Source organism: Lysobacter sp. yr284 (genome assembly GCF_900107375.1).
Classification (GTDB): Bacteria; Pseudomonadota; Gammaproteobacteria; order Xanthomonadales; family Xanthomonadaceae; genus Lysobacter.
The window spans coordinates 31198-42662 of record NZ_FNPT01000016.1; the positions used below are offsets into that span (position 1 = coordinate 31198).

General features: G+C 71.0%; 12 protein-coding genes. 7 read left to right on the top strand and 5 right to left on the bottom strand.

Features of this window, described 5'->3' with window-relative positions; all coding sequences use genetic code 11:
- The first annotated feature begins 49 nt into the window (after positions 1 to 49).
- The 5 genes from xerC to BLV01_RS19155 all read left to right on the top strand — a co-directional run bounded on the left by xerC (position 50) and on the right by BLV01_RS19155 (position 5327).
- Positions 50 to 934: a tyrosine recombinase XerC gene (xerC, locus tag BLV01_RS19135; RefSeq protein WP_091803628.1), complete on the top strand. Its 885-nt coding sequence runs from the start codon at positions 50 to 52 to the stop codon at positions 932 to 934.
- A gap of 321 nt (positions 935 to 1255) precedes the next feature.
- Complete coding sequence (gene hslV / locus BLV01_RS19140; protein ID WP_091803630.1) at positions 1256 to 1807, top strand: ATP-dependent protease subunit HslV; 552 nt, start codon at positions 1256 to 1258, stop codon at positions 1805 to 1807.
- Positions 1808 to 1924: 117 nt separating this feature from the next.
- Positions 1925 to 3301 (top strand): ATP-dependent protease ATPase subunit HslU, encoded by a 1377-nt coding sequence (gene hslU, locus BLV01_RS19145; RefSeq protein WP_254782696.1) that lies wholly within the window; start codon positions 1925 to 1927, stop codon positions 3299 to 3301.
- A gap of 246 nt (positions 3302 to 3547) precedes the next feature.
- Entirely contained in the window at positions 3548 to 4849 is a 1302-nt protein-coding gene (locus BLV01_RS19150; protein WP_091803633.1) for an NAD-dependent epimerase/dehydratase family protein, read from the top strand.
- Positions 4850 to 4853: 4 nt separating this feature from the next.
- Positions 4854 to 5327, top strand: a complete 474-nt coding sequence (locus BLV01_RS19155; RefSeq protein ID WP_091803636.1) for a DUF2269 family protein — start codon at positions 4854 to 4856, stop codon at positions 5325 to 5327.
- Between the two features lie 298 nt (positions 5328 to 5625).
- On the opposite strand, the gene BLV01_RS19160 is transcribed toward BLV01_RS19155, so the two are convergent.
- The 3 genes from BLV01_RS19160 to BLV01_RS19170 form a co-directional block, all read right to left on the bottom strand.
- Positions 5626 to 6096, bottom strand: a complete 471-nt coding sequence (locus BLV01_RS19160; protein WP_091803643.1) for a GNAT family N-acetyltransferase — start codon at positions 6094 to 6096, stop codon at positions 5626 to 5628.
- A gap of 75 nt (positions 6097 to 6171) precedes the next feature.
- The gene (locus BLV01_RS19165; protein WP_091803651.1) at positions 6172 to 7440 is read right to left on the bottom strand and encodes a hypothetical protein; all 1269 of its coding nucleotides are present in this window, start codon (positions 7438 to 7440) and stop codon (positions 6172 to 6174) included.
- Positions 7441 to 7475: 35 nt separating this feature from the next.
- Positions 7476 to 7931, bottom strand: coding sequence for a nucleoside deaminase (locus tag BLV01_RS19170; protein WP_091803658.1), 456 nt, complete (start codon positions 7929 to 7931; stop codon positions 7476 to 7478).
- A gap of 137 nt (positions 7932 to 8068) precedes the next feature.
- Between BLV01_RS19170 and BLV01_RS19175 the strand changes: the two genes are divergently transcribed.
- Positions 8069 to 8959 (top strand): DUF417 family protein, encoded by an 891-nt coding sequence (locus BLV01_RS19175; RefSeq protein ID WP_091803664.1) that lies wholly within the window; start codon positions 8069 to 8071, stop codon positions 8957 to 8959.
- On the opposite strand, the gene BLV01_RS19180 is transcribed toward BLV01_RS19175, so the two are convergent.
- Entirely contained in the window at positions 8933 to 9409 is a 477-nt protein-coding gene (locus tag BLV01_RS19180) for a GNAT family N-acetyltransferase (RefSeq protein WP_091803669.1), read from the bottom strand. The genes BLV01_RS19175 and BLV01_RS19180 overlap by 27 nt on opposite strands.
- Positions 9410 to 9551: 142 nt before the next feature.
- On the opposite strand from BLV01_RS19180, the gene ubiE reads away from it, so the two are divergent.
- Positions 9552 to 10316, top strand: coding sequence for a bifunctional demethylmenaquinone methyltransferase/2-methoxy-6-polyprenyl-1,4-benzoquinol methylase UbiE (gene ubiE / locus BLV01_RS19185; protein ID WP_091803673.1), 765 nt, complete (start codon positions 9552 to 9554; stop codon positions 10314 to 10316).
- 304 nt (positions 10317 to 10620) lie between these two features.
- Here the strand turns inward: ubiE and BLV01_RS19190 are convergent, their stop codons facing one another.
- The gene (locus tag BLV01_RS19190; protein ID WP_091803678.1) at positions 10621 to 11364 is read right to left on the bottom strand and encodes a 3-oxoacyl-ACP reductase family protein; all 744 of its coding nucleotides are present in this window, start codon (positions 11362 to 11364) and stop codon (positions 10621 to 10623) included.
- Positions 11365 to 11465: the final 101 nt, after the last annotated feature.

Below are 11465 nucleotides of genomic sequence, written 5' to 3' on the forward strand. Positions count from 1 at the left end.
TGCGGCGCCGCGACGCCGCGTGCGCGCGCGGCGGAGTAGGATGCGCGGCATGAATCCGGTCGACGCCTTCCTCGATCACCTGCGCGTGGAAAAGCGCATGTCCGCGCATACCCTCGACGCCTACCGGCGCGACCTCGACGCGCTGACCGTGTGGACCCTGCAACACGCCGGCGGCGACGTGCTCGCGCTGCAGGTCGAGGACATCCGCGCGTTCATCGCCGCCGAACACCGCCGCGGCCTCACCCCCAAGAGCCTGCAGCGCCGCTTGTCGGCCTGCCGCAGCTTCTACGCCTGGCAGGTCAGGCAGGGCGCGCTGGAGGCCAGCCCGGCCGCGCCGATCCGCGCGCCCAAGGCGCCGCGCAAGCTGCCGCAGGTGCTCGACCCGGACGAAGCCAAGGCGCTGGTCGAAGTCGACACCGACGCGCCGCTGGGCCTGCGCGACCGCGCGTTGCTGGAGCTGTTCTATTCCTCCGGCCTGCGCCTGAGCGAACTGTGCGCGCTGCGCTGGCGCGACCTGGATCTCGACGACGCGCTGGTCACCGTGCTCGGCAAGGGCAACAAGCAGCGCAGCGTGCCGTTGGGTTCGCACGCGCGCGCGGCGTTGGGCGAATGGCGCGCGTCCACCGGCGCGGCGAACGAGGCCTTCGTGTTTCCCGGCCGCGGCGGCGCGCAGATCAGTTCGCGCGCGGTGCAGTTGCGCGTGCGTCATCTGGCCCAGCGCCAGGGCCTGTTCAAGCGCGTGCACCCGCATCTGCTGCGGCACTCCTTCGCCAGCCACATCCTGGAATCGTCCGGCGACCTGCGCGGCGTGCAGGAACTGCTGGGGCATGCGGACATCTCGACCACGCAGATCTATACGCATCTGGATTTCCAGCATCTGGCCAAGGTCTACGACGCGGCGCATCCGCGTGCCAAGCGCAAGCGCGAGGAGTAGCGGCGTTTCGAACACGGCGTGTCGTCGCGCGCGGCGGCCTGCCTCGGGTCTCCAGCCGCGGCGGACTCTTTCTCTCCGTCATTCCGGCGAAAGCCGGAACCCATTTTGCTGCGGCGCTTTCACGCAGCGCGGCCGCACGCGCAAAGCAGAATCGAAAATGGGTTCCGGCTTTCGCCGGAATGACGGGGAGGGGGCGCCGGCCTGCGTTCTACCGCGGCCTGTGTGGTTTGCGTCGATACGCCGCGGCTGACCGGTGCGCCGGCCCACCCCTTGACTCGCCCGGGCCAGCCCCCATCCAAGGGCTATCCCCCGGAGGTCGCCATGGACCCGAGTCAGAATCCCAACGTTTTCCACGCCACCACCATCGTCTCGGTCCGCCGCGACGGCCGCGTCGCCATCGCCGGCGACGGCCAGGTCACGCTCGGCCATACGGTGATGAAGTCCAATGCGCGCAAGGTGCGCCGCCTGGGCCGCGACGGCCAGGTGCTGGCCGGTTTCGCCGGCGCCGCCGCCGATGCGTTCACCCTGTTCGAACTGTTCGAAGCCAAGCTGGAAAAGCACGGGCAACTGACCCGCGCCGCGGTCGAGCTGGCCAAGGATTGGCGCACCGAACGCCGCCTGGGCAAGCTCGAAGCGCTGCTCGCCGTCGCCGACAAGGAAACCTCGCTGGTCATCAGCGGCACGGGCGACGTGATCGAACCCGAGGACGGCATCGTCGCGATCGGTTCCGGCGGCATGTACGCGCTGTCCGCCGCGCGCGCGCTGATGGCCCACAGCACGCTCGACGCCCGCGGCATCGCCACCGAGGCGATCAACATCGCCGGCGACGTGTGCATCTATACGAACCGCAACGTGGTGGTGGAAGAGCTTTGAGCCGGGAGTCGGGAATCGGGAATAGAGAATCGTAAGAGCGATTCGTCCCGATCCTGCCCGCTACGCGGCCTTTGCCTTTACGACTCCCGATTCCCCATTCCCCATTCCCGACCCGACATGAAACCCGACAACAGCCACGCCACCATGACCCCGCGCGAGATCGTGCAGGAACTGGACCGACACATCGTCGGCCAGCACTCGGCCAAGCGCGCGGTCGCCATCGCACTGCGCAACCGCTGGCGCCGCATGCAGCTGCCGGCCGAGCTGCGCGACGAGGTGATGCCCAAGAACATCCTGATGATCGGCCCCACCGGCGTCGGCAAGACCGAGATCGCGCGGCGCCTGGCGACGCTGGCGAACGCGCCGTTCGTCAAGGTCGAGGCCACCCGCTTCACCGAGGTCGGCTACGTCGGCAAGGACGTGGAGCAGATCGTGCGCGACCTGGCCGACACCGCGGTCAAGCTGTACCGCGAGCAGGCCAAGGTGCGCGTGCGTACCCAGGCCGAGGACCGCGCCGAAGACCGCATCCTCGACGCGCTGCTGCCCAAGCGCGTGCCCGGCGGTTTCGGCTTCGGCTCGGAAACCCCGGCCGCCGACCACAGCGCGCCCGACAGCGACACCCGCGCCAAGCTGCGCAAGCAACTGCGCAGCGGCGAACTCGACGATCGCGAGATCGAGATCGAAACCGCGGTCAACCTCGGCGGCGTCGACATCATGGCGCCGCCCGGCATGGAAGAGATGGGCCAGCAGCTGCGGCAGATGTTCTCGCAGGTGTCCGGCGGCAAGACCCACAAGAAGCACCTGTCGATCAAGGCCGCGCGTCCGCAGTTGATCGAGGAGGAAGCGGCCAAGCTGGTCAACGAGGACGACGTGCGCCAGGCCGCGATCGAGGCCTGCGAGCAGCACGGCATCGTGTTCATCGACGAGATCGACAAGGTCGCCAAGCGCAGCGAAGCCGGCGTGAGCGGCGGCGACGTCAGCCGCGAAGGCGTGCAGCGCGACCTGCTGCCGCTGGTGGAAGGCTCGACGGTGAGCACCAAGTACGGCGCGGTCAAGACCGACCACATCCTGTTCATCGCCTCCGGCGCGTTCCATCTGGCCAAGCCCAGCGACCTGATTCCGGAGCTGCAAGGCCGCTTCCCGATCCGGGTCGAGCTGGGCGCGCTGAGCAAGGACGATTTCGTGCGCATCCTGACCGAGCCGAAGGCGGCGCTGACCACGCAGTACGTCGAGCTGCTGCGCACCGAAGGGGTGGCGCTGGAGTTCACCGCCGATGCGGTGGACCGGCTGGCCGAGATCGCCGCTCAGGTCAACGAGCGCCAGGAGAATATCGGCGCGCGGCGTTTGCACACGGTGCTGGAGCGCTTGCTCGATGTGTTGAGCTACGAGGCGCCGGACCGCGGCGGGCAGGCGGTGACGATCGACAAGGCGTATGTGGACCAGCACCTGGGTGAACTGGTGAAGGATCCGGATTTGAGCCGGTACATTCTCTGATCGCGTAGAGCGGCCCTCACCCCAACCCCTCTCCCGCAGGCGGGAGAGGGGCTTTGCTGCGAGGGCTGCAGCAGCGATGCAGCTGTTCCCTTTCCGCTTGCGGAAGACGGCTTTGCTGCGAGGGCTGCAGCAGCGACGCAACGGTTGCCTCTCCCGCTGGCGGGAGAGGGCCAGGGCGAGGGCAGCGCCCACGGCGCGGTTATTGACAGTCCCGGCCACCGCGGTGCTCTGCTACCGTGTCGCCCCATGGACGACCCCGCACCCGCGCCAAAGACGGCACTCGTCGTCGGCGCCAACGGCTTCCTCGCCGGTTATCTCATCGCTTCCCTGCGCCGCCACGGCTGGCGCGTGCTGCGCGGCATCCGCGACAGCGGCCGCGCGCTGCGCGAGGACGAACGCCGCGCCGATCTCGCCCGCATGACCTCGCCGCAGGACTGGCGCGAGACCCTGCGCGGCGTCGACGCGGTGGTCAACGCCGCCGGCATCCTGCGCGAAGCCGGCGCGCAGACGTTCCAGGCCATCCATGTCGACGGCCCGCTGGCGCTGGCGCGCGCCTGCGTCGAGTACGGCGTGCCGCGCTTCGTCCAGCTCTCGGCATTGGGCGAGCCCGTCGACGGCGAGTTCATCGCGTCCAAGCACCGCTTCGACGAAGAACTGCTGAAACTGCCGATGAGCGCGGTGGCGCTGCGCCCCTCGGTGGTCTATGCGGCCTCGGGTTCCTACGGCGGCACCTCGCTGTTGCGCGCGCTGGCGGCGTTTCCGGGCCGCCAGTTGCTGCCCGGCGACGGACGCTGGCCGTTGCAGCCGGTCGCGGCCGAGGATCTGGGCGAGATCGCCGCGCGCGCGGCCGGCGGCGCGCAGGCGGGCGTCTACCAGATCGGCGGCCCGGCGCCGCTGAGCCTGCGCGAGTATCAAACCACCTGGCGGCGCTGGCTGCGCATCGGCGGCGAGCGCGCGCTGTTCTTTCCCGAATCGCTGGTCGGCTTGCAGGTCGCGATCGGCGAACGCCTCGGCCGCGGGCCGGTCGGCGAGACCATGTGGCGCATGCTCCGCCGCGGCAACGTGACCCGGCCGGACGCGCATGCGCGCGTGCGCGCCGACTTCGGTCACGCGCCGGCCGACCTGGCCGCCGCGCTCGCGGCGGCGCCGAGCCAGGTACAGGACCGCTGGCAGGCGCAGCTGTACTTCCTCGCGCCGACCTTGCGCCTGGCCATCGTCGCGCTGTGGCTGGTCTCGGCCGCGGCCGGCTGGCTGACGCCGACGGCGACCATCGAGGCGATGGTCGCCGGTTCGCCGCTGGCGGCCTGGCAACCGGTGGCGTTGGCGCGCATCACCGGCGGCCTCGACGCCGTGTTGGCGCTGGCCTTGCTGTGCGGCTGGCGGCCGCGGCTGATGCTGGGATTGATGGGCTTCAGCGTGCTCGCGTACACGCTCGCGTTCGGCGCCTTGCTGCCGGCGCAGTGGCTCGATCCGCTCGGCGGATTGGCGAAGAATCTTGTCGTGCTGCCGGCGCTGGCGGTGGCGTGGGTGCTGGCGGATCGGAGATAAGACGATGGTGTATCTGTGGGTGAAGTGGATTCACATCATGTCCTCGACCCTGCTGTTCGGCACGGGCCTGGGCATCGCGTTCTTCTTCTGGATCGCGCACAAGCGCGGCGACGCCAAGGTGATCGCCGAGACCGCGCGCACCGTGGTCATCGCCGACGCCTGCTTCACCGCGCCGGCGGTGCTGGTGCAGTTCGGCACCGGCGTGTGGCTGGCGCTGTACCTGGGCATCCCGTGGTCGCTGTTCTGGCTCAAGACCGCGCTGATCCTGTTCTTCGTGGTCGGCGCGTGCTGGTTGCCGGTGTTGTGGCTGCAGGCGCGCGCGCGCCGGCTCGCGGCGCAGGCGGCGGCCGCGAACGCGCCGTTACCGGCGAGCTACCACCGCACGATGTTCTGGTGGTTCTGGCTGGGCTGGCCGGCGTTCCTGAGCGTGGTGGGGATTTTCTGGTTGATGGTGCTGAAGCCAACCGCAGCTGCGTAGCCCGGCCGCAACATCCCGAAGCCGCGAATCCCCGGCCGTCGCTGCGCAGACAGGCCGAACCGCCAGCTCCGGTCGTTGCGGCGGACGCCGCAACCGGTTTCGTTGCCGCGTGCGCTCGTTCGCGCGAACGGCAAGAGCAAGATCAAAACGGATTCCGGCTTTCGCCGGAATGAGGAGTTCGTGAGGTTCCGGCTCCAACCGGAACGACGGGCTTGCGAGGTTCCGGCGCTCGCTGGAACGACGGGTTCGTGATGTCGGCTTTCGTCTGGACAACGAACCCAGCCAGCCCCGCAACGCCTCAGCGCCGCAGCTCCAGGATCACCCCCACCGCCACGGCCCCGTCGCACCCCGCCAACCGGCCTGACCGCCGCTCGATCTCGACGAAGCCCTCCGAGCGATACAGCGCGATCGCCGGTTCGTTGCCGAGCAGCGCCTGGGTCGAGATCGTCGGGCCGGACAGCGCGATCGCGTGGCGCAGCAACGCGCGTCCTACGCCCTGGCGGTAGCTGTCGGGGTCCACGTACAGCCAGTCGAGCGAGGCGCGTTGGAACGCGACGAAGCCGCGCACCACGCCGTCGACTTCGGCCACGTCGAGCCGGCCGTCGAACAGACCTTCGCTGTGCGCGGTGCGCGCCAGCGTGCGGAACGCATCGACGCCGGCGCTGCGCTGCAGTTCGTCCAGGCGCGCGCGGTCGTGGATCTGGCACAGGCGCGGCCAGTCGCTGAGCCGGTAGGCGCGGATCGATGCGTGGGCGGGAGCGGCGGCCATGTGCGGGCGATTCTGCGCCCGCCCCCGGCGCTTGCCCAGTGACGGCTGTAAGCGCCGGGCGCGCCCGCTGCGGCGTCAGCGCGGGTCCGGCTTGCGCTGGATCAGGCACACCGCCTCGCGTCCGCCGTCCGCGCGCGGCCGGTACACGCCGACGTAGTCGCGCGCGGGGCCGGCCGAACTCGACAGGACCACGTAGGTGGCGTCGCCGAAGCGCAGCGGCAACGCGGTGGTGGTGCGGGTGCGGAAGAAGTCGTCGCCGCCGGCGATGCCCGGCAGCGGCGCGGGCACCGCTTGCTGCAGCGGTTCGCGCCGGCTCCAGGCCGGATTGCGCAGGTCGTCGCAGTGCGACAGCGGCGGCCGCGCGGCGTCCCACTGGCACGGCACCGCGTGGGCCGCCGCGGCGCCGTCGCGCGCCTGGAACGCGTGCGCCGATGCGCCGGCGACCACCAACAGCGGCGAGGAATACCACGCCTGCGCGTCGCGGGTGTCGCCCAGGTACACCCGGTCGACCAGGCCGTCGTTGTCGAAGTCGAAGTCGAACGCGCGCCACGCGCCGTGCACGAATTCCAGCGCCTGCGGCATCGCGGTGCCGGCGGGCGCTTCGGCGGCGACCACGCGGTGCAGCGGCGCGTCTTCGTCGGCGCCGCGGCGGAACGGATCGAACGCATCCCAGCTGAGCGCGAGCTGGCGCTCGGCCTCGGCGCAGACCGGGCCGCGGTCGAGCAGGCGTTGCAGGCCGTTGGGCGCGGCCGCGGCCTGGGCCGCCGCCTGCGCCGCCACCGCGGCGGCGGCGTCGGGAAATTCGCCGGCGTCCACCGGCAGCGTCGCCAGCGCCTGGTCCGGCGCCAGCAGCGGCCCGCAGTCGCCGTTGCTGCAGTCGAACACGGCGTCGCCGTCGATGCGGTAGGTCCACGGCGTCGGCGCGCTTTCGCACCGGCTGCGCACTTCGCGCTGGTCGGCCACGCGGCGGTCGTCGAGCCACAGCGAGAAACTCGCCGACGGCTGGCCGCTGCACGGCCCGGCCGGCGGCGGCGGCGCGGGCTGCACGCGCACGCGCACGCTGCCGCCGTCGGCGAAGCGGCATTCGCCGCTCTGGCCCACGGCCAGGGCCAGGCTGCGCGGGCGGTCGCGGTCGCTGTCGGTGAAGGTCTCCAGCAGCGGCCGCTCGCAGCCGCCGCGCGCGGGCAGTTCGGTGCGCACCAGGCTGGCCTTGCGGCCGTCCTGCGCCTGGCGGCAGATCAGCGCGACCTCGGCGGTGGCGCCGCAGTCGTTCGGCTGCGCCGCGGCCGGCGCCGGCGAGGCGGCGGCCAGCGGCAACAGCAGCCAGACGATGCGCGCGCGCATGCGGATGTCCTTTCCGGTCGGTCGCACGGTGCGGCTCAGTCCTCGCCGATGTCCTCGTTCCACACCTCGGGATTGGCCGCGATGTAGCCGCCGAGCATCTCGATGCATTCCTGATCGGCCAGGTCGATCACCTCGACCCCGCTTTCGCGCAGCCAGTCGATGCCGCCGCGGAAATTGACCGACTCGCCGACCACCACCGTGCCGATGTTGAACTGGCGCACCAGGCCGCTGCAGTACCAGCACGGCGCCAGGGTGGTGACCATGATCGTGTCGCGGTAGCGGCGCTGGCGGCCGGCCTTGCGGAAGGCGTCGGTCTCGCCGTGCACCGAGGGGTCGTTCTCCTGGATGCGGCGGTTGTGGCCGCAGCCGAGCAGGCGGCCGTCGTTGTGGTAGAGCGCCGCGCCGATCGGGATGCCGCCCTCGGCGATGCCCTGGCGGGCCTCGGCGACGGCGGTGGCGAGCAGGGCGCGGTAGTCGGGGGTGGCGATCATGCGGGGCTCCGGTGCGTTTCGCTGCGCAGTCTGGCGCGCCGGCGCGTCCGGGTCGAGGGGCGGCGAATCCTTTTGCGCCCGCGCGGCCTCTTATCGGGGTTGGCGCGGATGGCGCGGCGGATATCGGAGTGGGAACGATGCACAGTGCGATGGAGCGCGCGCCGCTGGCGCGCGTGTGGGAATTCTCGGCCCGGATCTTGGGCCTGCTGATGGTCTGGTTCGGCGCGATGCGCGGGTTCGCGTTCGAAGTCGAAGCGCTGGCCAAGACGCTCGCCGGCGCCGGCCTGCCCGCGTTCGCCGCCGACGCGGCCTGGCTGAGCCCGGCGCTGGGCGCGTTGGAAGGCGCGATCGGCGCGGCGCTGCTGCTCGCGCCCGCGGGCCGCTGGCGACGCGGCGCGGCGCTGGCGGCGATGGCGTTCTGGGCCGCCGGCCTGTTCGCCCTGCTGAGCCCGGCGGCGTGGATCCACGAGCCGCCCTACGGCGGTTTCCCGGTGATCGGCTCCGGCCAGACCCTGCTCAAGCACCTGGGCATCGCCGGCCTCGCGCTGGGCGTGTACGCGCACGAACGCGGCTGCGCCCGCGCGCTGTGGACGCTGTGGGCGGGGCAACTGCTGGTGCTGGTGTGGATCGGGCTGATGAAGTTCACCCGCATCGAAGCCGAGGGCGTGGCCGGGCTGATGCGTTCGAGCCCGCTGTTTTCCTGGCTGTACGGGCCGTTGGACGTGCAGGGCGCCTCGAACCTGATCGGCGCGGTCGAACTGGCGACCGCGGCGCTGATCGCGCTGTGGCCGTGGCGGCCGCGGCTGGCGCGCTGGGGCCTGTGGGCGGCGGTGGCGACCTATCTGCTGACCAACAGTTTCCTGTTCACCCTGCCGGGCTGGCAGCCGGGTTACGGCGCGCCGTTCGTCGGCGGTACCGGCCAGTTCTTGCTCAAGGATCTGTTGCTGCTGCTCGGCGCGCTGGCCTTGCTGCGCGCCGGTGCGGCCGAACGCCGCGGCCGCTCAGGCGCCGCCGCGGCCGCGCCGTAGCAGGTCGATGTGCGGAATGCCGTCCTCGACATACGGCTCGGACGAAGGCGCGAACCCGTAGCGGCCGTAATAGGCCTGCAAATGCGATTGCGCGCCGATCTGGATGTCGGCGCCGGGCCAGCGCCGCTCGATTTCGATCAGCGCGGCCTCCAGCAGCGGCCCGCCCAGGCCCAGGCCGCGGAAGTCCGCCGCGGTCAGTACCCGGCCGAAGCTGACCTGGGGATAGCTCAGCCCGGCCGGCAGGATGCGCAGGTACGCCGCCAGCCGGCCGTCGCCGGCGCGGCCCATCAGGTGCACGGCCTCGGGGTGGCGGTCCTTGCCGTCGGGATCGAGGTAGACGCAGTCCTGTTCGATCACGAACACCTCCGAGCGCAGCCGCAGCAGCTCGTAGAGCTCGTCCAGGCTGAGGTCGGCGTAGCGCTTGGCTTGCCAGGTCACGGTCGCGGTCATGGACGCATCATGCCAAAGCGGGCGGCCGGCGGAGCGGGGGCGGGGCTAATCCTTTCGGGGGAGGTTTCCGTCCGGATCGAGCCTGTGGACACCTCCCACAACGGCAAAGCCCCGGCACGGCCGCCATGCGATAATCGCGGCCATGAACGAATCCAAGCCCCAGCCCGACGACACCACCCACTTCGGCTTCCGCGAGGTGCCGCGCGAGCACAAGCGCAAGCTGGTGGGCGAAGTGTTCTCCTCGGTCGCCGGCAACTACGACCTGATGAACGACCTGATGAGCCTGGGCATCCATCGGGTCTGGAAGCGCTATTTCACCGCCACCGCCCAGGTCCGCCGCGGCGACCGCGTGCTCGACCTGGCCGGCGGCACCGGCGACATCGCCGCGCTGTTGCGCGACCGGGTCGGCGACAGCGGCAGCATCGTGCTGGGCGACATCAACTACGACATGCTGAAAGTAGGCCGCGACCGCATGACCGACCGCGGCCGCGTGTCCGGCTTCGAGTACGTGCAGTGCAACGCCGAGGCGTTGCCGTTCCCGGACGCCAGCTTCGACCTGGTCACCATCGCCTTCGGCCTGCGCAACGTCACCGACAAGGACGCGGCGCTGCGCGAGATGCTGCGCGTGCTCAAGGTCGGCGGCCAGGCGCGGGTGCTGGAGTTCTCGGAAGTGAAGGCCGACTGGTTCAAGCCGATCTACGATTTCCACTCGTTCAACGTGCTGCCGAAGCTGGGCAAGCTGTTCGCCAACGACAGCGAGAGCTACCGCTACCTGGCCGAGAGCATCCGCAAGCATCCGCCGCAGGACGAACTCAAGCGGATGATGGTCGAGGCGGGGTTCGCGCGGGTCGACTACAAGAACTTGTCGGCGGGGATTTGCGCGGTGCATACCGGCTACAAGGCCTGACGCGTCCGCGCTTCGCGCAGATGGAAAGACGCCGGGCATCGCCCGGCGTTTTTCGTTGCGCAGGGGATGTGTTGCGGCACCGCGCTGAAGACTCTGGATCCCCGCATTCGCGGGGATGACCGCTAGAGGGGGCGCCGCGAAGCCGACTCCTGGAAAGAATCGCCGCGAACCCCTCCTATCGTCATGCCCGCGAACGCGGACATCCAGGGCTGTACCGCGACGCAACCTGTGGGAGGGGCTTCAGCCCCGACGCCTTCCGCTCAATTCGCCGCGGCCCCGCATCGACGCCCGAGCCCCACCACACTCAAGCCGAAAACCCGCCATCCACCGAAATCTGCGTGCCGGTGATGAACGCGCCGCCCGGCCCGGCCAGGTGCGCGACCGTCGCGGCGATGTCGTCGGCGTTGCCGAACGCCCGCAGCGGCAAGCCCGCGCGCTGGTGGTCGGCGCCTTCGCCGTCGGCCGGGTTCATGTCGGTGTCGATCGGCCCCGGCTGCACCGTGTTGACGGTGATGCCGCGCGGGCCCAGGTCCTGCGCCAGGCCCTTGCTCAGCCCGACCACGGCGGCCTTGCTCAGCGAGTACAGCGCCATGCCGGGCGCGCCGACGCGCTCGCCCAGGCAGCTGCCGATGGTGACGATGCGGCCGCCGCGCGGCAGGTGCTTCGACGCCGCCTGCGCCGCCACGAACGGCGCGCGCACGTGGATCGCCATGACCCGCTCGTAGTTCTCCAGCGATTCGTCCTCGAACGGGCCGTAGGTCCACACCCCGGCGTTGTTGACCAGGATGTCGAGGCGGCCGAGCTCGGCCACGGTGCGCTCGACCGCCGCGGTCACCGCCTGCGCGTCGGCGCTGTCGGCGGCGATGGCGATCGCGCGGCGGCCGCCGTCGCGGATCTGCGCGGCGAGGTCCTCGGCGCGCTGTGCGGAGCTGACGTAGGTGATCGCCACGTCGGCGCCGTCGGCGGCGAGGCGGCGGGCGATGGCGGCGCCGATGCCGCGGCTGGCGCCGGTGACGAGGGCGACTTTGCCTGCAAGGGGAAGCGTCATGTCTAAAGTTCCGAATAATGGAAGAACGGTACAAGGCTAGCCGGGCCGCGACCGTTGCGCCAGTGCGCGCCGCCGGGACGCTGTATATCGCAGCGCGGGGC